Below are 19,141 nucleotides of genomic sequence, written 5' to 3' on the forward strand. Positions count from 1 at the left end.
GTCCGTCAGAAGCGGGGTTACAGCTTCTGCCAGAGGCTCGGCACGTTCGGCGGCTCCCAGCCGGCCAGGGCGGTGTGCGCCTGCAGGCACCGGTAGGTGGAGCCTCCGTAGGTGACCTGGTCACCCGCGCGGTAGGCGGTGCCCGCCGCCCAGGTTCCGCCGGGGTTGGAGGTCGGGGTCACCGTCGGGGTGACGGTCGGGGTCACGGTCGGCGTGACGGTGGGGGTGGGGGTGGGGGTGGGGTTGCCACCGCCCACCTGCAGGTCGACGCACGCGTAGAAGGCGTTGCCGGTGTCGGCGACGTTCCAGATGGCCAGGACCTTCTGGCGTCCGGTCCTGCCGCCCAGGCTCACGCTGTGGCTGACCGTGGCGTCGGGCTGCCTGCCGCCGTCGTTGAAGGAGGCGATCTTGGTGCCGCCGATGTAGTACTCCCACGTGCTGGTGGCGTGGCGAGCGGTCAGCGACCAGGTGAAGTTGACGGTGTTGCCGACGTTCGTGACCGGCCAGTTCTTGCTGTCGTCGTCGAGGTCGGTGAAGCGGGAACCTCCGCTGCAGGTCCGCAGACCCTTGGGACCTTCCACGCTCTGCGGCTCGTACTTGATGTCACCGCAGGAGACCTTGCCCTGGGCGCAGAAGGCCTGGCGGCTCGGAGGGTTGGAGATGTAGCCGTGCGCCTCGGCCGGAGTGGCCATGAACACCGTGGTCACCATGGCGAGCATCGACGCCGACATGAGTGTTGTCGTTCTGCGCATGTACTGCTCCTTTGCTGGGGGGTGATCTAAATATAAAGGAAAGTTTCCTAACAGTAAATGCTCCAGCAATGTGTCACCCCCCGGCTCCGCCGGTCGTTCGCCCCCTAATGTGTACTTTCGCGGCAATTGCGAACATCGCTGTAAAACAGCCTTGACACCGCTTTTCAGCTGTAGAAATCCGCCGGTACGGCGGCCGCCGCCGCGGGGGAAGAGCGTCGCGCGGCGGATGTTCTCTGACAGGAGGTTCCCGGGCCGGTTCCGCCCGGTGCGGGCCGGCCAGGGGCGGCTAGGGGCGGCGGGAGAGCGTCAGGCGGGCGATCCGCCCCTGCTCGCCCGACGCCCAGCAGGCGAGGTCGGCGGTGCAGGACACCGTGTCGAAGGAACCGGTGTCGAACCGCTGCCACCGCCTGCCCTCGGAGAACGTCACGTCGCTGCCGGTGGGGCCCACCGCGATCGCGGCGGACGGCAGGTGGGGCAGCCATGTCACGCCCGACCGGTAGGCCTGCGGCGGCGCGGAGGCGGCCTGCCAGGTCGCGCCGCCGTCCCGGGTCAGCGCGGCGGCGTCGGGGGAGGGGTGTTCGAGCTGGAAGTCACCGCCGACGGCGATGCCGTGACGCGGGTCGCGGAACGCCAGGGCGAAGACGCCCCGCGCCGGATCGGCGGCCGGTAGGGGGTTGTCGGCCACGCTCCAGGTACGGCCCCGGTCCCGGGAGTGGAAGACGCGTGACCGGGCGCCCCCACCGGTGGCCAGCCAGACGTCGCGACTCCCCGAGGTGGTCAGGCACTGGCCGCTGGCGGCGAACCCGGCCTCGCCGGGGAGGGCGTCGGGCATCCCGGTGGACGGCAGGACCCGCCAGCTCCGGCCCCCGTCGTCGGTGGACAGGACGCGGAACCTCCCGTCGACCGGGTCGCTCACCGCCAGCCCGCGGTCACGGTCGAAGAACGCGATGCAGTCGTAGAAGGCCTTCGGGTCGTCGTTGCGGAAGGTCTGGGTCCAGGTGCGGCCCCCGTCTGCGGTCCGGTAGATGCGCGAGGTCTCGCCCTCGCCGATCGACAGGATCACGGCGTTGCGGGCGTCGAAGGCCTCGATGTCGCGGAACTGCAGGTCCGCGCTGTCCGGCGGTGAGACGTTCTGCCAGCTTCCGCCGCCGTCGCGGGTGCGCAGTACGGTGCCGAGGCTGCCGGAGGCCCACACGACGTCGCGGCTCACCGGGGACAGGCCGCGGAAGCGGGCCGTGACCCCGGTGGGCTTGAGCTCCCAGGCGAGGCCCGCGCCGGCGGGCGTCCGGACGGCGGGCGTCTGGGCGGTGGACGTCTGGGCGTCCGGACGGGCGGGGTCCGTCTCGACGGGGGACGCCGCCGCGGCGGTGACGTTGGCGGCGCCGGCGAACACGCACAGCGCCGAGATCATGCCCAGCACGGATCCAAGCCTCATGGCGGGCCAAGCTAACCGGGAAGGCCGGGCCCGTCCATGGACGAGCGGGCCATCGGTTGTCCCAGCCCGCCGATCCGCGGGGCGGGCGGGGACCGGTGGGCCGCCTAGAGGCGCAGAAGCCGTTTGCGTATCTCGGCGACCTGGAGCGGCTCGGCGACCCCGTCCCACGGAGCGAGCGCGGCCAGTCCCCTCTCGCGCTGGGCCTGGGCGTTGCGGGGGTCGACCCTGGCCAGATGCAGCCGGGCCAGTGCGGTGCTCACCCCTGTCGGGGGAAGCCGCCGCAGGGCCGACCGCAGAAGCCGGGCGGCGTCCCGGTGCCTTGCCGCGGGCAGCGCCGCCGCCTGGTTCATCTGACAGCGTGCCTGGCCGATCATGTCTCCCGACCGCCTGTAGAGCACGACGGCCTGCGCCCATTTCGCCGTCGCCTCCTGCTCACGCTCCATGAAGTGGTTGACAAGCGCGAGCAGTTCCAGCGCGTGGGCCTCGGCGTTCACGTCGCCCGTCTGCTGTGCGCCGCCGAGGGCCTGGATCAGCATGCCGAAGGCGTCGGTGTACAGGCGATCCGCCTCGCCCGCCCGGTCCTTTTCCTCGAAGCCGCAGACCTGCCCCCGGCGTATCTGGAGAACGGCCATGTTGATCCATCGGGTGGTCTGCCCGGAGACGTCGTCGCCCGGCAGCTTCTGGGCATAGCGCACCAGCGACGACTCCACCGAGGCGAACTCGTCGCCGGTCGCCAGCAGCGTGGCCGCGCGTGCGAGATGGAGTTGGGCGGGCCAGGACTCGACTCCCGTCTGCAGCCCCGCGGCGCCGTCGAAACGTCTCTGGGCCTCGCGCGGATCGCCGAGCACCAGTGCGATCTGGCACAACCGCAGCTCGGCGGTCGCCTGGACGTCCTCGGCCTTGAGCGTCCTGGCGGCGTATGCCAGGGCGCGGGCGGCATCCCGTCTCTCCTCGTGACGTTGTTCGAGGAGGAACCACACCTCCAAGGCGTCCGCGATCCGCCACAGCGGGCCGGAGGCCCACGGCGCGGGACGGGGCATTCTCAGGATCTGCAGCAGTGCCCTGTCCTCGATGCCGAACCAGGTGCGTGCCTCCCGCTGCGGGAGCCGTTCGGCGAAGAAGTCGGCCCGTTCGGCGAAGTACTCCAGAAGCCGCCGCCATGCCACACCCTGGTTCTCCGGAGGCTGCACGATCGGGCGGGCGGCGTCGACCACGCGGAACCGGGACTCCCGCACCTTCTCCACCAGGCCGTGCTGGTTCAGCTCCTGCATCGTCTGCTCGACCTCGTGCTCCGACTCGCCGGCCAGGGCCGTGACGCAGTCGATCCCGAGTTCGGAGATCGGGGTGTGGGCGAGCGACGCCAGCAGCCGCCGCGCCGCCGGCCTCGTCCGTCCCAGTTGCATGTCGAGCAGCACCTGAAGCGTGGGGTCGTTGGGCCTGCTCTCCAGGTCCTTCACCAGGCTCGCTATCGTCACCTGCGGGTTCTCCGCCAGCCAGCGCCCGATCCCGGCCGCGATCGCGGGCCTGCGCAGGAACAGTGTCGCCAGCCTTTCCGTCGCCTCCGGGGCGGCGTCGACCCGGTCCGCCGCGACCTGGGACCTCAGCAACGCCACGCCGTCGGCGGGGCTCAGGGGGTCGAGCCGGACGACCGCCACGTCCGTCGGTATCGCCTCGCCGCCGTCCGTCCTGACCTCTCCCGCGACGATCACCCAGCTTCCCGGCACGTGGCGGGGGAGCCAGGCCACCTGGCTCCATCGCTCGACGTTGTCGAGGAGCAGGACGCGGCCCGTGTCCCGGAGCGTGCTGAGGACCTCCCGCTCCGCCTCCTCCGGATCCTCGGCCGATCCGAGCGGCCGGCCGAGCGTCCGCAGCACCCGGCGTATCACGCTGGGCACGTCCTCTGCCCTGTTCCGGTCCTGTCGCCGCAGATCCGCGTAGTGCTGCAGCTCCACCTCGGGAGCGAGGCTCCAGCCGACGTCCACGGCCAGCGCGGAGGTGCCGATCTTGGCCAGTCCCCGCACCACGACCAGTCCCCGGTCCCGGACGCGGTCGACGGCCTCTTCCAGCTCCGAGTCCCTGCCGATCAGCGCGTCGATCCGAGGGGGAAGGTGCCCGGGCTCCACCGGTTCCCCGGACTCCGGATTCTGTTCCCTCGCGCGCAGCAACCTGGTGGACAGCAGGAACAGGCCGATGGGGACGAAGAGCGCGACCGGGATGAGCCTCTTCAGGTTTTCGAAGAACGTCTCGATGAGAAGGGCCCCGCCCAGGGAGGAGACGAAGGTGATCGCGGCGGCCAGGAACTCCCTGGGGGTCTTCGGCAGGAAGGAACGGAGCATCTCCAGCACCGGCTGGAACAGGGAGGGCGGACGCCGGGGCTCCCGGGAGGGCTTTCGGGAGGGGGAACTCATCGGTTGACTCCTTGCGTCAGTCCCCGGACCAGCCACCTGCCGGTCGCGAACAGCAGCAGCGCGGGCACGGCGGTCACCGCGACCGCCTGGGCCGCGAGTGCTCCGGCCGACGTCGTGAAGAAGCGCGACTGCTGGAACATGATCAAGGGCGCCTGGTTCGCCGCCGACCAGTTCGTCATCAGGCCGATCACCAGGTCGTTCCAGGTGAGCACGAACGTCAGCACGGCCACCGTCACCACCGCGGGGCCGCTCTCGGTCGTCACCCGGCGGATCGCGGAGCGCCCTTCGGCGAGCGGGCGCAGCACCACGGGCCGGGGAACCGACGCGAACGCGTTGCGCAGCAGCAGTACTCCCAGGGGGAGGGCCAGCGCCGCGTGTATCCAGCTCAGGGTCACGACACCGCCGGGCAGTCCGTCCGGCATGTCGCCGAGCGGCCCGCCCAGCGCCTGCGGTGGCAGTACCGCGAGCAGTACCGTCACCGACGTGACGATCCGCCGTGCCCGGAGCGGCAGCCGTTCGTGCGTCAGGGCGTAGGCGGCGGGGACGGCGAACAGCACGACGATGACGGCCGCCAGCAGCCCACGCTGGGCCGTGGCCCACAGCGCGCCGGAGAAGGAGCCGTCGCCGAACGCGTCGCCGTACGATCCCGACAGGCGGTACTCCTGCCAGGTCCACCAGCCGGAGGTCGCGACCCCCTGAGGGGATCTGAACGAGGTGAGCAGGAGCACCACGAAGGGAGAGAGCCACACCGGGGTCACCGCGGCGAAGACGCCCCGCAGGAGCCACCGGGGGCGCCGCCGCGCCGGTGCCCGGTACTCCTGGCGCCGCTGTCCCGTCTCCGGCCAGTCCCGGCGCAGCCGCCACACGATGAGCAGCGCCACCGCCGCGGCCATCGCGAACAGCAGGACCGCGAGCGCGGAGGCCCTGCCCCGCCCGAGTTCGTCCTGGTGGCGCCACCAGAAGAGTCCCACCACGTCCACCTCGTCCTGGATCGCGCCCGGCGCGCCCACCAGGATCACGTCGAACACCCGGACCGCGGCGGTCAGCACGACCAGCGTCACCAGCGCCGCCGTGGGGAACAGCGCCGGGGCGACCACCGTGCGGAGCAGGCGGATCCGCTCGGCCCCGAAGATGCGTCCCACCCGCAGCAGATCCCTCGGGACGTTGGCGAGGCCCACGTGGAAGACCAGGAACGCCAGTCCCGTCCACTGCCAGACGAACGCCGAGCCCAGGACCAGCCAGATCCAGCCGGGGCCGGTGAACAGGACGGGGGCGGGCAACAGGGCGTTCACCGTGCCGCGGGGACTCACGTCGAAGATCAGGCGGAAGGCCACTCCGGCCGTCAGGGGCGAGGTGACCGTGGGCAGCGCCAGCACGCTCAGCAGCAGCACCCGCTGCCGGGGCCCGGCGTCCCGCGCGAGCCAGGCGAGCCCGAGGCCGAGCGCGCAGACCATCAGCGCGAGCAGCAGCCACACGGCGCTGTGCAGCAGGGGCGGCCAGACGCTGAGATCCTCCAGACCGTCCTGGTCGGTCATGACGTCGAGGTAGTTGGCGGGGCCGCCCTCGCGGAGGCTCAGCACCACGGTCCAGAGCAGCGGTACGAGCAGGACGGTCGCGAGCGTGATCGCGGGCAGCAGGTATCCCCAGATCCGCCACCTGCCCTGGCCGTGCCACTTGGCGGGCGCGCGCATGTCGGGGTGCGGTGTCACGTCGAAGAAGACGTCGTGCCGCCGTGCCCCTTCGAACGGAAAGACGTCCTCGTGTCTCATGGCGATCCCGCTTTCAGCATGACGACGGTTCCCCTAACCGGCGCTTTTCCTCAGGTGCTCCAACGCCCGCGCCACGGGACCGGCCACGGGTTTGCCGCAGCCGGATCCCCGCGCGCCGTCGTCGGCGACCTCGATGAACAGTTTGGTGAGGATCCGCCACAGCCCCTTGCCGTCTCCGCCCGCCAGGCCGCCGGTGAGCTTGTCGGAGAGGTCGAAGGCGCCCGGGGGGACCGAGGGAGCCGGAGGAGTCCTCACCTCCCGGGCCAGGTCCCGCAGTTCGTCCGGGTACACGTCGGGGCTCAGCTCCGGTGACAGGAAGCCTCCCTCGCGGGCCCAGTCCTTCAGGCCCTCCACGCCACCCCTGGGATCCGTGATCCATTTCACGAAGTCCACGGCGCTCGCCCTGCCCGGGCCGAGCGCCACGGCGACGTCTCCTCCGACCAGCACCGGGGGCTGCGGTTTACCGCAGGGCCAGGGGAAACGGATCGGCTTGGGCGCCGGCGGGTTTCCGGGCGGACGGTGGTAGCGCTTGATGACGGGCCAGGCGAAGTCGGGCGCGGACAGCATGTCCGCGTTGCGGTAGTAGAAGACGTCGAGGATCGAGTCGTGGAACTGCGTGGTCAGCGCCCTGGGGAAGCCGCCGGGGACCAGGCCCGGGATGCTCCACAGGGTGGCCAGGCTCGTGAGCGCCTTTTCGACGTTCTCGTCGTTCCAGGCGCCTGCCACGTTGTTCAGCAACCCGGCGTACGTCTCGCGGGAGATGCCGAGGAGGACGTTCTCGAACCAGTCGGTGAGCGTCCAGCCGTCGGCGGCCGCGATGGAGAGCGGCGGCGTGCCGTCACGCGCGAGTCTCCTGCAGTGCTCCAGCCACCCCTCCCAGCCTCCTTCGCATCCGGAGGGGAGAGCGCCCTCCCCGCACCCGGAGGCAGGATCGCCGTCCCCGGGGCCGGCGGAGAAGGGGGGAGCGTTCGGCCCGCGCCAGATCAGTGACTTGTGCGTGACCTTGAACCAGACGCCTTTGACCTGGACGGCCGGGCCGGTGGCGTTGCCGTCGGCCGCCGTACCGGACGCGGAGGTGCCCGGTGCGGCGAGTACCAGCTTCTGCCACTCGTCGGCGCCGGTCGGGGCGACAGGTTGCAGAACGGGCTGGATCCGCCTGGAGATCTTCGGATTGTCGAGCAGCCAGGGCTGCGGGATGATCGCCACATCGGGGCCCGCCGGGTTCTGGAGGAGGGCGGCGATGTCCTCCCCGCCCGAGTACACGACGACCTCCTGGTGATAGTCCCGCACGAACCGGCGGAAGCGCTTGAGTTCCTCGCCGCTCCACACCACCGCGATCCGCAGGGGGGATCCGGGGTCGCTGCATCCGGTCAGGCCGCCCACCGCCAGTCCCGACAGGACGGCCAGGGCCTTTCTACGATTCATCGGCATCGACGATCTCCCAGGCGGTCGCGGAGGTGTGGAGCGTCTCGACCCGGTGCCTGTCGTCGGTGACCACCAGAACCGGCAGATCGGGATAGGCCTTCAGGCTTTCGCTCACCGCCGCGTGACAGGGGGGATGGCCGGTGCGGTCCTCGACCACCACGATTTTGGCCGTCGGCCAGCGGCACATCGCACGGGCGAGCGCCACCCGGAGCCTTTCGTCGGGTGACAGATCATGCGGCCTGCAATCGAGAAAGCCGTGGAGGTTCAGTTGGCCGGCGGTGTATTTCACCCGCTTCTTCCAAGAATCCTCTGGATGTCGGCTTGGTATGCCGAATCCGATGTTCTGCTCGATGCTCAGATGGGGGAGGAGACCGCCTCCCGCGGGTACCAGGGCGATGCCCCGTTCCCTGGAGGCCAGCCGGGTGACGTCGTCGTTGGAGATGCGGATCCTGCCCCTGGTGGGCCAGTCCTGCCCGATCAGCACATCGCCGAAGGCGTCGGCGTCGGCGGCGTCCTTCGCCAGCACGACCGCTTTCGTTCCCGCCTCGACGAGCAGGTGCCGGGGCTTCAGGGTGCGTGGACATCCGTCCTGATCCCAGGAGAGCTCGTCCAGCTCAAGTAACGGCCCGCTCACGGATTCACCAGCTCCGGAAAGGTCGGGAATGTTCTTGCTTATATACAGCAACGAAGCCGGAGATCGGCGGGTTCCTCGGGAAGCGCCGCCGAATCGTTTTTCCACGTCCGGAAGGATTCGCGGTCCAGGGGGCTGTCGTGGGACGGATGTTAAGCGTTTCGCGAGCGGTGAGTAGTTACGAAATGCCGTGTTAAGTGGTGAATAAAGATCAAAAATGTTCTTGGGGGTGGGGAGCCGCCCTCCCCCGAACGCGGCGGGCGCGGTCGAAGGAGGCGGGGGACCGGGGGCGGGCAGGGGGGCGGGCAGGGAGCGGACTGTGGCCGCCGGGCGCTATCCGGCCGCAGGCCGGTTCGGAGCCTGCTCTCCCGGTTTCGTGGAGGAGGAGCGGACGACGAGCTGGGCGCCCACCCGGTAGGCGCGGCCGGTCCTGCCGGAGCCGTCGGAGACGGGTGACCGGTCGGCCCTCTCGATCTGCTGGAGCAGGAGGTCCATGGCGAGTTCCCCGAGTTCGCGCGCCCCGTTGTCGACGACGGTGACGGAAGGCTGCCACCACCGCAGCCAGGGGATGTCCTCGTAGCAGACCAGGGAGAGCTGCCGGGGAACCTCGACCCCCGCGGAGACGAGGGTGGGCAGCACGCCGAACACGGCCTCGTGGTTCGCGGCGAACAGCGCCGTCATCCTCCGGTCGCGGCGCAGCAGCCGTTCCACCGCCTCGGCCCCGAAGGCGGGGTCGAACGGCCCGCGCTCGACGAGCGACTCGTCGACCTGGAGCCCACGCTCGCGCAGCGCCGTCTCGTATCCGGCGAACCGTTCGCGGCCGGAGTTGGCGGTCGGCAGGCCGCCGATGAAACCGATCCGCTCGTGCCCCAGGTCCAGCAGGTGCGAGGTGGCGGCGTGGGCGCCCTCGCGGTCGGAGGCGAGCACGGACGGGGCCGCGCTCTCCGTGGCGGCGCGGATGACGTTGACGACGCCGATGCCCTCGGTGAGCAGCGCGTTGGTCGTGGCCGCGTTCTTCCCCGTGCCTATCACGATCAGGCCGTCCACGCCGTAGGCGGCGAGGGTCTGCAGGAACGACTCCTCCCGCCGCGGGTCCGCGTCGGTGATGCACAGCATCACCTGGTAGCCCTCGTCCGCGGCGCGGCGCTGCACGACCTCGGCGATGGTGTGGAACGACGCGTTTATGAGATTGTTCAGCACCAGGCCCACCACGTGGGACTGCTTGGAACGCAGCGCGCTGGCCGCGCGGTTGAGGCGGTAGCCCAACCGGCCGGCGGCCTCCTCGACCGCGAGCCGGGTCTCCGGGGAGATGAGCGGAGAGCCGCTCAGGGCGCGGGAGGCCGTGCTCCGCGAGACCCCGGCCGCGGCGGCGACGTCCTTCAGCGTGATCGCCATGATCCTTCTTTCTGGGATCGATCCCATCTGCTGCTCAATTTTGCCACAAGATCAACTTGCTCGCATGGCGTATGGCGAAATTTGTCCCCTCTGAAGTCGAAGTTCGTGCTTGACCGAAATCTGGGCAGTGGTGCAACCTTATGCAAGCGATCCCACAGACCGTCTTTTCCAACCGACTCCGGGGGTTCCATGGACCGCGACGATGTCACCTGGCACGGCTACTGGCCTGCCGCTCCCACCCCTTTCACCCGCGAGGGCACGCTGGACGAGAACGCCTGGCGTGCGCTGCTGCGGCTCTACGCCGCCCAGGGGGTGCACGGTGTCCTGGTCAACGGGAGCACCGGCGAGTGGTTCAGCCAGAGCGCGGCCGAGCGCCGCAGGGTCGCCGAGATCGCGGTGGCCGAGCTCTCCGGCCGGGTTCCGGTGGTCGTCGGCATCACGGCCTACACCGCCGCGGAGGCGATCGAGCTCGCGCGGCACGCCGCGGAGACGGGAGCGGACGGCGTGCTCGCGACGCCGCCGCCGTACGTCCACCCGGGCCCCGAGGACATCCTCGCCTTCTACTCCCAGGTCAGCTCCGCGACGGACCTGCCGTTCATGGTCTACAACTGGCCGCGCGGCGTGGCCGTCGACATCTCCGCCCACCCCGGGCTCATGGCGAGACTGGCCGACCTCGACCGGGTGGTGGCCATCAAGGACAGCACCGGCGACTGGCTGCGGATGCTCGGCACGGTGGAGGCGGTCGTCGACAGGGTGCGGGTGTTCGGGAGCTTCCTGCACCGGCGCGGCCTGGCCGTACTGCTGGAGCTCGGCGGGGACGGGAACATCGACGGCGGCGGCATGGGCGCCCCGTTCGCCGTCCCCTACTACGAGGCCGTCGAGGCCGGCGACGCCCGGACGGCGCGGGGCTGGGTCGACCGGTACGCCGCCCTCTCCTCCCGGCTGATCAACCCGGACTACAGCGGCGTGTACGGCACGCCCATCGCCCAGCTCAAGGCCGCCATGGCGATGCTCGGCCAGCCCGGCGGGCACGTCCGCCCCCCGCTCCTGCCCATCACGGACGCACGGTCACTCGAGGCCATCGCCACGGTGCTGGCGGAGTCCGGGCTGGTGGAGGCCCTGTCCCAGGGCACCGCCCACACCGACCGGGATCTCGGGGAGATCCGGCGATGACGACCCCGCGCGGCCGTGCCGGCAGGCGCGCCGGACCGGACACGGCCCCCCGCACCACGATCGTCGTCGACGGCCGTCCCGTGCGCGCCGTCGACGGCGTCAGCCTCGCCGCCGCCCTCGTCGGCGACCGGCGGTGGAGCCTCAGGCGCAACCCCGTGAGCGGCGACCTCCGCGGCCCGTTCTGCGGGATGGGCGTGTGCTTCGAGTGCGAGGTGACCGTGGACGGCCGTCCCGGGGTCCGCGCCTGCATCACCAGGATCCGGGCCGGCATGCGGGTGGAGACGGCCGGCGGCGAGGAGGCCCGCGATGACGGCTGAGCACGGTTCTCCCCCCGGGGAGGACGTGATCTCCGGGCGGGACATCACCTCCGGACGGGACATCACCTCCGGACGGGATGCGCTCACGCGCGGCGAGACCGTCGAACGGGACGTCGTGGTCGTCGGCGGCGGTCCCGCCGGGCTCACCGCCGCCGCCCGCCTGGCCTCCGCCGGGCTGGCCGTGACGGTCCTCGACGAGCAGCCCGAGCTGGGCGGCCAGTACTACCGGCGGCCCGCGCCCGCGGTGGCCCGGCAGTGGGGCGACCACCGCCCCGAGGGCGGCCTGCTGATCGACCGGGTGCGCGCGGCCGGGGCCGAGTGCCGCACCGGTCACCTGGTCTGGGGTGCGGACGACGACGGGCGCACGCTGCTGGCCACCGACCCGGCCGGCCACCCGGTACGGCTGCGCGCCCGCCATCTCGTGCTGGCGACCGGCGCCTTCGAACGCGCCTTCCCCTTCCCCGGCTGGCAGCTGCCCGGCGTGACCACCCCCGGTTTCGCCCAGCACCTCGCCTCGGCCGACCACACCCCCGTGGGGAGCCGGGTGGTCCTGGCGGGCTCTGGACCGTTCCTGCTGCCGGTCGCCTGCTCGCTGCTCGCGCTCGGCGTGAACGTGCTGGGAATCGCCGAGGCGGGCACGCCGTACCGGCCGAGACTGCGCGCGCTGGGCACGCTGGAGCATCCCGCGCGCCTGCGCGAGCTGGCCGGTTACGCCGCCAGGCTGGCCCGCGCCCGGGTGCCGATCTGGCAGGGGACCGTCGTGCTCCGCGCCGACGGCGGCGACCAGGTCTCCTCGGTGACCCTCGCCGCCGCCACCCGCCCGGCGCACCCGGTCCGAACCGTCCAGGTGGACGCGCTCTGCGTCGGGTACGGCTTCCGCCCCCAGGCCGACCTGGCCCGCATGCTGGGCTGCGCGACGCGGACCGACACGCCGGGCGGCGACGTGGTGCCGCTGACCGACGCGGCGGGCCGTACCTCCAGGGAGAACGTCTACGTCGTGGGCGAGGCCGCCGGAATCGGCGGGGTGCACGCGGCGAAGGCACGCGGCCTCGCCGCCGCGCACGACATCCTCGCCCGCGAGGGCCTGCCGGTACGCGTGACCCGGCGGGCGGCCGCGGCCAGGCGCCGCCTGGCGCGGTTCACCGCGCTGACCGACGCCCTCTACCCGAGCCCGGCGGACCTGCTGGCCACGCTGACGCACGCGACGCCCGGCGACACCATGATCTGCCGGTGCGAGGCGGTCACGGCCGCGGAGATTCGCGCGGTCGCGGCCGGGGGCGCCGACGGCGACCTCAACGCGACCAAGGCGTGGACCAGGGCTGGAATGGGGCCCTGCCAGGGCAGGGAGTGTGGTTTCGCGGTGGCCGGTCTCGTCAGGTCCGCCGCGCCGGGATCCGGCGCGGGGAACGGCGGGCGGGACGGCGAGCGGCGGGTCGAGGTCTTCCCGTCCCGGCTGCCGGTGCGGCCGGTGCCCATATCGACCCTGCTGGAGATGCCGGAGCCGGCCTCGGCGGAAGCGGAAGGGGACAGGTCATGACCGCGCTGACCGCGGACGCGGTGATCGTGGGAGCCGGGGTGCTCGGCGCCGCGACGGCCAGTCACCTGGCACGCAACGGCCACCGGGTGCTCGTCCTCGAACGCGGCGCGCCCGGCAGGGAGGGATCCGGCACGACCGCGGGCAACCTGCACATGCAGGCGGTGCACACCCGGCGCCCCGGCCAGGAGGTGCCGCTGGACAGCGCGCGGTTCCTGCCGTTGCAGCGCGCCGCGAGCGACCGCTGGGAGGTGCTGGAGGAGGAACTGGAGACCTCCGTCGAGGTCCGCCGTACCGGCGGGTTCACCGTCGCCGAGACCGAGGAGCAGTGCCGGGAGCTGCGCGACAAGCACGGGTGGGAGGCCGCGGCCGGCATCCGCACCGAGATCCTCGACGGGGACGCCGCCAGGGCCGCGCTGCCCCTGCTCGGCCCGACCGTGGCCGCCGCCACCTGGTGCGACCTGGACGGCTACGCCAACCCGCTCAAGGTCACCCCCGCCTACCTGGCCGACGCGGCCAGGCACGGGGCGCGGACGTCGGCGTTCGCCCCGGTCAGGAGGATCACCCGGGTCGGCGACGGCTGGCGGGTGGTGGCCGGGCACGGCGCCGCCGAGCAGGTCGTGGACACCCCCGTGGTGGTCGACGTCGCCGGGCCGTGGCTGGGCGAGATCGCCGCCATGGCCGGCATCCGGCTGCGGATGACGCCCGTGGCGATCCAGATGCACGCCACCGTGCGCTCGGCGGCGACCATGTCCCACCTGGTCCAGCACATCGGTGAGGGGCTGTCGGTGAAGCAGGTCGCCGCGGGCAACCTGCTGATCGGCGGCGGCTGGCCCGCCCGGAGCATGAACCTGACCGGGCGCAGCGAGGCGAGCGTGGACAGCCTGGTCGGCAACGTCGCGCTGGCCGTGCGGATCCTGCCGTTCATCCGTGACCTGCGGCTGCTGCGGATGTGGGCGGGGCCGCTGGCCGCCACGCCGGACGAGATGCCGGTGATCGGCGAGGTCTCCGGCGCCCCCGGGTTCTTCGTGGCGGGAGGCACCTATGCCTTCACCTTCGCCCCGCTGTGGGGGGAGACGCTGCGCTGCCTGATCGAGCGGAAGCCGCCGCCGGTGGACGTCTCCGATCTCGGGCCCGACCGGCTGGCCGTAGCGGCCGGGGGCCGCCAACAGGAACGTCATCCAGATGAGAGGAGAGAACGGTGCTGACAACGACCAGGGGACGGCGACCGGCCCCGGAGCCGGAGACCCTCTGGCTGACCGGCGGCCACGTCGTGGACGTCCGGTCGGGGCGGATCCGCCGCGACACCAACGTGGCCGTCACCGCGGGCCGGATCGAGCGGATCACCGCCGACGCCCCGCCCCCGGGGGCGCGGACGGTCGCGCTGGGCGGGCGGTACCTGATGCCGGGCCTGATCTCGGTGCACACCCACCTGGGGGTGGTCTATCCCTTCTCCGAGACCGACGAGGCGGAGAACCCGGGCCTGACCGCGCTGCGCGCGCTGTCCAGGGCACAGGACGCCCTCTACGCCGGGGTCACCACGATCCGCTGCGTGCACGAGCAGAACCGCGCCGACCTGCTGGTGCGCACCGCGACCGAGCAGGGCTGGGTCGACGCGCCGCGCATCGTCGGCGCCGGCCGGGCCATCTCCACCACCGGCGGACACGGCTGGGGCAGCGACTGCTCCTACGCCGACGGCTACGACGCCTTCCTGCGCGCGGCCAGGATGGAGCTGAGCGCGGGCGCCGACCTCATCAAGATCTTCATCACCGGTGGCATCGCCCACCAGGGAGAGTCGTTCACCGGCGCGCAGATGACCGTCGACGAGATGCGGGCCGTGGTCCGCGCCGCCGAGGAGCACGGCAGCTACGTGACGGCGCACGCGGGTGCGGGCTCCGCGATCCGCGAGGCGCTCGCCGCCGGGGTCCGCGGCTTCGAGCACGCCTACGAGCTGGACGACGCGACGGCCGCGGAGATGGCGGCCCGGCGGGTGTTCCTCACCCCGACCCTGTGCGTCACCCGCTGCCCCGACTGGATGGCCGAGCACAGCTTCACGCCCTGGCAGATCGAGCGGGCGGTGGAGGTCGGCCCCGGCCACCTGGCGAGCATCCGCCGGGCGGTCGCGGCCGGCGTCGCGGACCCGGACGACCCCGGGGCCCCGGGCATCACCCTGCTCGCCGGAACCGACTACCCGCCCGGCGAGCCCATCGAGGACACCGTCGTCGCGGTCCGCGAGATGGAGTTCCTCACCGACGCGGGCCTCAGCCCGCTCCAGGCGGTGCGGTCGGGAACGTCCGAGGCCGCGCGCCTGGTCGGGCTCGCCGGTCAGGCGGGCGCGGTCGAGGAGGGCTTCCTCGCAGACCTGATCGTCACCGAGCGCGACCCGCTGAGCGACGTCTCCGCGCTGCGCCGGATCCCCTTCGTCATGCAAGCCGGCCGGATCGTCCGTGACGAGCTCCCGGCCGTTCCCGTCACCCCCAACCAGCAGGCTCCCGGAGGCGTCCTGTGAACTCTTCTGCCACCCCGGCCGGCCGTACCCGCTTCGCGGTGGACATCGGTGGCACCTTCGTCGACGCGATCGCCTACGACGAGACCACCGGCGAGCTGCGGCTGCACAAGGCGTCGACGACCCCGGACGCGCCCGCGCGCGGCGTCCTCGACGCAGTGGGCGGCCTGGCCCCCAGGCTGGACGACGTGGAGGCGTTCGTCCACGGCACCACCCTCGGCCTGAACGCGATCCTGCAGCGCAGGGGCGCGAAGGTCGGGATCATCACCAACGACGGCTTCAGGGACATCCTGGAGATCGCCCGAGCCAACGTCCCGGGCCAGTACATGTACGACTTCTCCTATGCCCCGCCGCCGCCGCTGGTGCCCCGCAGGCACCGGGTGGGCGTGCCGGGCCGGATCGACGCGCAGGGCGACGTGGTCGAGGAACTGGACGAGGACGCCGTGCGCGAGGCCGGGCGGATCCTGGTCGAGAAGGAGGGGCTGCGTTCGCTGGCGGTCTGCTTCCTGCACTCCTACGCCAACCCCGAGCACGAGCGGCGGGCCGCCCGCATCCTGCGCGAGGCGTACCCGGAGGTGTCCGTCTCGACCTCGACCGACATCACCCGGGAGTACCGGGAGTACGAGCGGACCAGCACCGCCACCCTGGACGCCTACATCAGGCCGGTGCTGAACGACTACATCGGCACCCTGGAGGCCAGGCTGACCGACGCGGGGCTCACCCACCCGCTGCACATCATGCGCTCGGGCGGCGGCGCCATGACGGCCGAGCTGGCCCGCCGCGCCCCGCTGATGACGGTGCTGTCCGGCCCGGCCGGGGGTGTGGTCGGGGCCTCCTACCTGGCCCGCGAGCAGCGGCTGCCCAAGCTGATCTCCTTCGACGTGGGCGGCACCAGCGTGGACTGCTGCGTGATCGAGGACGGTGAGCCCGGCGAGGTGCACGAGGCCGGGATCGACGGCTTCCCGCTGCTCATCCCGATCTTCGACATCCGCACGGTCGGCGCGGGCGGCGGTTCGATCGCCTGGATCGACGAAGGGCTGCTCAAGGTCGGCCCGCACAGCGCGGGCGCGGTCCCCGGCCCGGTGGCCTACGGCGCGGGCGGCACCGAGCCGACCGTCACCGACGCGGCGCTGGCGCTGGGCTATCTGGACCCGGACGCCTTCCTCGGCGGGGACATGACCATCGACGCCGACGCGGCCCGTGCCGCGATCGACGCCAAGCTGGCCGGTCCGCTGGGCGTGACCACGACCCAGGCGGCGGCGAGCGTCTTCCGGGTGCTGCTGGCCCGCACGGTCGGCGCGCTGCGCGAGATCACCGTCGAGCGGGCGCTCGACCCGCGCGAGTTCGCGCTGCTGGCCTTCGGCGGCGCGGGCCCGCTGCTGGGCCCCATGCTCTCGAGGGAGATGGGCATCGCCACGACGATCATTCCCCAGGTGCCCGCCGCGTTCTCCGCCTTCGGCATGCTCATGTCCGACCTGGAGTACGAGTTCGCCACCACGGTGCTGCGTCCCCTCAGCGACGCCACCCTGGCCGACCTGGAGGGGGCGTTCGCCGAACTGGAGGCCCAGGGCGAGGAGGTGCTGTCCACCCAGGGCGTCAAGCCGGAGGACCGCACCCTGGTCCGCAGGCTGGACGTGCGCTACCACGGCCAGGAGCACAGCCTCGGCATCGACCTGCTGCCCGGAGACACCGCCGCGACCGTGCTGTCCCGGTTCAACGCCCAGCACGAGGCGAGGTACGGCCACGCCATGCCCGACGCCGGTCAGATCCTCACCCTGCGGGTGCGCGCGGTCGGGCGGCTGGCCAAGCCGGAGCTGCGCGAGCTGCCGCACACCGGGCAGGGCACGCCCGAACCCGTCGGGGCCAGACCGGCCTTCGACGTCGCCACCGGGCGGACCGTCACGTTCCCGGTGTACGACCGGTCGGCGCTGGCGCCCGGCCACGAGGTGAGCGGCCCGGCGATCGTCGAGGAGGGCACCTCCACCACGGTGATCTTCGGTGACCAGCGGCTCACCGTCGACGCCTACGCACAACTGCTGGTGACCGGCATCGGAGGAGACCGATGAGCATCCACGAACAGCTGGACGGCGCGACCGTCGAGGTGATCCGCAACTACCTGGTCTCGGTGGGCGAGCAGATGCGCCGCACCCTGGTCAGGGCGGCCTTCAACCCGGTCATCTACGAGGTGCTGGACTTCGGCATCTCGATCTACAACGCCGACCTCGACCTGACCGCCGAGGCCGCGGGCATCACCTCGTTCCTCGGCGCCAACGACCACGCCATCGTCAAGGGCGTGGAGTACGTCGGCCGGGACAACCTCGCCCCGGGTGACGTCTACCTGCTGAACTATCCGTACTGGAGCGGCGCGCACTCCTACGACGCGATGCTGTTCGCTCCGGTCTTCCGCGACGGGCACGACGGCCCCGCCGCCTACCTCGCGGTGCGCGCGCACTGGATGGACCTCGGCGCCAAGGCCCCCGGCTACGTGCTGGACTCCACCGACATGCACCAGGAAGGCCTCATCTTCCCCGGAACCAAGATCGTCAGCGGCGGGGAGGTCGTCCACGACATCGTCGAGCTGATCCGGTTCAACTCCCGGCTGCCCGACCTGACCATCGGGGACTTCCACGCGCAGCTCGCCGCGCTGCGCACCGGCGAGAACCGGCTGGCGCAGGTGTGGGAGAAGTTCGGCGGCGAGACCGTCGACCAGGCGATCAGGCAGATCATCGAGCACGGCGAGCGGGTCGCCCGCAAGGCCCTGGCCGCGCTGCCGAACGGGACCTGGACCGCCTTCGACTACTGCGACGACGACGGCGTCACCGACGACCTGATCCGGATGGAGGTCAAGGTCACCATCGACGGCGACCGGATGGAGGTCGACTTCAACGGCTCGGACGGCGCGGTGGCCGGACCGGTCAACCTGCCCATCGGCTCGACCGAGAGCCTGGGCAAGGCCATCTTCAAGGAGCTGACCACCGCCGACGAGCCCTCGAACGCCGGGCACTACCGGGCGCTGGAGATCAAGGCCGATCCGGGTAACTTCTTCCACGCCGTCTACCCGGCCGCGACGTTCACCCAGTGGAGCGCCATCGTCGCCTTCGAGCTGATCCACAAGGCGCTGGCGCAGGTGATGGACTCCATCCCCGCCTCATCCGGCGGCGACGAGCCGGGCTTCATGGCGCTCGGCCACGACCCGCGCACCGGCGCGGACTTCGTGATCAGCAACAACGAGGGCATCGGCTGGGGGGCGTCCAAGGACCGCGACGGCGCCAACGCCCAGCAGCACCCCTCGCAGAGCGTCGTCCGCAACACCCCGGTCGAGGTGCTGGAGCACAAGTCGACCGTCTTCCACGAGCGCCTCGAACTGATCACCGACTCCGGCGGGGCCGGCCGCTTCCGCGGCGGCGTCGGCGTGCTCAGGCAGGCCCGCTATCTCGCCGACGGCGAGGTGCTGTCGATGAAGAAGAAGAGCAAGACCCGGCCCTGGGCGCTGCACGGCGGCCAGGAGCCCGAGCCCAGCGAGATGGTGCTGTGGCCGGACACCGACAGGGCACGGCGGGTCGGAATGTACCGGGCCTCGATGAAGGCCGGTGAGCGGTTCGTGAACCGGACCGCCGGGGGCGGCGGCTACGGCGACCCCCTCGACCGGGACCCGGCCGCCGTGGTGGCCGACGTCCTCGACGGCTACGTCAGCCCGGAGGCGGCGGAGCTGCTCTACGGCGTGATCGTCGACGCCGACGGCGGCTGGTGGCCCGCGCCCGCCAGGACCGCGCGATCCACTCAGGAAGGGTAGAAG

14 protein-coding genes are annotated in these 19,141 nt (G+C 72.0%); 7 read left to right on the plus strand and 7 right to left on the minus strand.

Features of this window, described 5'->3' with window-relative positions:
• Positions 1–17: 17 nt before the first annotated feature.
• The 7 genes from AB0N02_RS39190 to AB0N02_RS39220 form a co-directional block, all read right to left on the minus strand.
• On the minus strand, positions 18–752 hold the full coding sequence (locus tag AB0N02_RS39190) for a lytic polysaccharide monooxygenase (RefSeq protein ID WP_363957789.1): 735 nt from the start codon (positions 750–752) through the stop codon (positions 18–20).
• Between the two features lie 286 nt (positions 753–1,038).
• The gene (locus AB0N02_RS39195; RefSeq protein ID WP_363957792.1) at positions 1,039–2,187 is read right to left on the minus strand and encodes an oxidoreductase; all 1,149 of its coding nucleotides are present in this window, start codon (positions 2,185–2,187) and stop codon (positions 1,039–1,041) included.
• Between the two features lie 104 nt (positions 2,188–2,291).
• Positions 2,292–4,595 carry a hypothetical protein gene (locus AB0N02_RS39200; RefSeq protein ID WP_363957795.1) on the minus strand — a complete coding sequence of 768 codons (2,304 nt, stop codon included), beginning with the start codon at positions 4,593–4,595 and terminating at the stop codon, positions 2,292–2,294.
• Positions 4,592–6,364 carry an ABC transporter permease subunit gene (locus AB0N02_RS39205; RefSeq protein ID WP_363957798.1) on the minus strand — a complete coding sequence of 591 codons (1,773 nt, stop codon included), beginning with the start codon at positions 6,362–6,364 and terminating at the stop codon, positions 4,592–4,594. The genes AB0N02_RS39200 and AB0N02_RS39205 overlap by 4 nt, the downstream gene beginning before the upstream one ends.
• Positions 6,365–6,397: 33 nt before the next feature.
• On the minus strand, positions 6,398–7,789 hold the full coding sequence (locus AB0N02_RS39210) for a hypothetical protein (RefSeq protein ID WP_363957801.1): 1,392 nt from the start codon (positions 7,787–7,789) through the stop codon (positions 6,398–6,400).
• Positions 7,779–8,528 (minus strand): ATP-binding cassette domain-containing protein, encoded by a 750-nt coding sequence (locus tag AB0N02_RS39215; RefSeq protein WP_363957804.1) that lies wholly within the window; start codon positions 8,526–8,528, stop codon positions 7,779–7,781. Before AB0N02_RS39215 ends, AB0N02_RS39210 begins: the two co-directional genes overlap by 11 nt.
• A gap of 225 nt (positions 8,529–8,753) precedes the next feature.
• The gene (locus AB0N02_RS39220) at positions 8,754–9,815 is read right to left on the minus strand and encodes a LacI family DNA-binding transcriptional regulator (protein WP_363957807.1); all 1,062 of its coding nucleotides are present in this window, start codon (positions 9,813–9,815) and stop codon (positions 8,754–8,756) included.
• Positions 9,816–10,004: 189 nt separating this feature from the next.
• Here AB0N02_RS39220 and AB0N02_RS39225 point away from each other — a divergent pair, with 189 nt between their 5' ends.
• The 7 genes from AB0N02_RS39225 to AB0N02_RS39255 are packed head-to-tail and all read left to right on the plus strand — an operon-like array spanning position 10,005 to position 19,138.
• Positions 10,005–10,988 carry a dihydrodipicolinate synthase family protein gene (locus tag AB0N02_RS39225; protein ID WP_363957809.1) on the plus strand — a complete coding sequence of 328 codons (984 nt, stop codon included), beginning with the start codon at positions 10,005–10,007 and terminating at the stop codon, positions 10,986–10,988.
• Complete coding sequence (locus AB0N02_RS39230) at positions 10,985–11,305, plus strand: (2Fe-2S)-binding protein (protein ID WP_363957812.1); 321 nt, start codon at positions 10,985–10,987, stop codon at positions 11,303–11,305. The genes AB0N02_RS39225 and AB0N02_RS39230 overlap by 4 nt, the downstream gene beginning before the upstream one ends.
• Positions 11,295–12,842 carry an NAD(P)/FAD-dependent oxidoreductase gene (locus AB0N02_RS39235; protein ID WP_363957815.1) on the plus strand — a complete coding sequence of 516 codons (1,548 nt, stop codon included), beginning with the start codon at positions 11,295–11,297 and terminating at the stop codon, positions 12,840–12,842. The genes AB0N02_RS39230 and AB0N02_RS39235 overlap by 11 nt, the downstream gene beginning before the upstream one ends.
• Positions 12,839–14,047, plus strand: coding sequence for an FAD-binding oxidoreductase (locus AB0N02_RS39240; protein ID WP_363957818.1), 1,209 nt, complete (start codon positions 12,839–12,841; stop codon positions 14,045–14,047). The genes AB0N02_RS39235 and AB0N02_RS39240 overlap by 4 nt, the downstream gene beginning before the upstream one ends.
• Positions 14,041–15,348 (plus strand): amidohydrolase family protein, encoded by a 1,308-nt coding sequence (locus AB0N02_RS39245; RefSeq protein WP_363957821.1) that lies wholly within the window; start codon positions 14,041–14,043, stop codon positions 15,346–15,348. Before AB0N02_RS39240 ends, AB0N02_RS39245 begins: the two co-directional genes overlap by 7 nt.
• On the plus strand, positions 15,345–17,411 hold the full coding sequence (locus AB0N02_RS39250) for a hydantoinase/oxoprolinase family protein (RefSeq protein WP_363957824.1): 2,067 nt from the start codon (positions 15,345–15,347) through the stop codon (positions 17,409–17,411). The genes AB0N02_RS39245 and AB0N02_RS39250 overlap by 4 nt, the downstream gene beginning before the upstream one ends.
• Positions 17,408–19,138 carry a hydantoinase B/oxoprolinase family protein gene (locus AB0N02_RS39255; protein ID WP_363957826.1) on the plus strand — a complete coding sequence of 577 codons (1,731 nt, stop codon included), beginning with the start codon at positions 17,408–17,410 and terminating at the stop codon, positions 19,136–19,138. Before AB0N02_RS39250 ends, AB0N02_RS39255 begins: the two co-directional genes overlap by 4 nt.
• Positions 19,139–19,141: the final 3 nt, after the last annotated feature.

Source organism: Streptosporangium sp. NPDC051022, assembly GCF_040683035.1.
In the GTDB taxonomy this organism is placed as follows: Bacteria; Actinomycetota; Actinomycetes; order Streptosporangiales; family Streptosporangiaceae; genus Streptosporangium.

Bases quoted from the DNA above. Each gene is read 5' to 3' on its own strand.
- AB0N02_RS39190 (WP_363957789.1), bottom strand. From the start codon at position 752: ATGCGCAGAACGACAACACTCATGTCGGCGTCGATGCTCGCCATGGTG.
- AB0N02_RS39225 (WP_363957809.1), top strand. From the start codon at position 10,005: ATGGACCGCGACGATGTCACCTGGCACGGCTACTGGCCTGCCGCTCCC.
- AB0N02_RS39200 (WP_363957795.1), bottom strand. From the start codon at position 4,595: ATGAGTTCCCCCTCCCGAAAGCCCTCCCGGGAGCCCCGGCGTCCGCCC.
- AB0N02_RS39255 (WP_363957826.1), top strand. From the start codon at position 17,408: ATGAGCATCCACGAACAGCTGGACGGCGCGACCGTCGAGGTGATCCGC.
- AB0N02_RS39195 (WP_363957792.1), bottom strand. From the start codon at position 2,187: ATGAGGCTTGGATCCGTGCTGGGCATGATCTCGGCGCTGTGCGTGTTC.
- AB0N02_RS39205 (WP_363957798.1), bottom strand. From the start codon at position 6,364: ATGAGACACGAGGACGTCTTTCCGTTCGAAGGGGCACGGCGGCACGAC.
- AB0N02_RS39235 (WP_363957815.1), top strand. From the start codon at position 11,295: ATGACGGCTGAGCACGGTTCTCCCCCCGGGGAGGACGTGATCTCCGGG.
- AB0N02_RS39210 (WP_363957801.1), bottom strand. From the start codon at position 7,789: ATGAATCGTAGAAAGGCCCTGGCCGTCCTGTCGGGACTGGCGGTGGGC.
- AB0N02_RS39230 (WP_363957812.1), top strand. From the start codon at position 10,985: ATGACGACCCCGCGCGGCCGTGCCGGCAGGCGCGCCGGACCGGACACG.
- AB0N02_RS39220 (WP_363957807.1), bottom strand. From the start codon at position 9,815: ATGGCGATCACGCTGAAGGACGTCGCCGCCGCGGCCGGGGTCTCGCGG.
- AB0N02_RS39240 (WP_363957818.1), top strand. From the start codon at position 12,839: ATGACCGCGCTGACCGCGGACGCGGTGATCGTGGGAGCCGGGGTGCTC.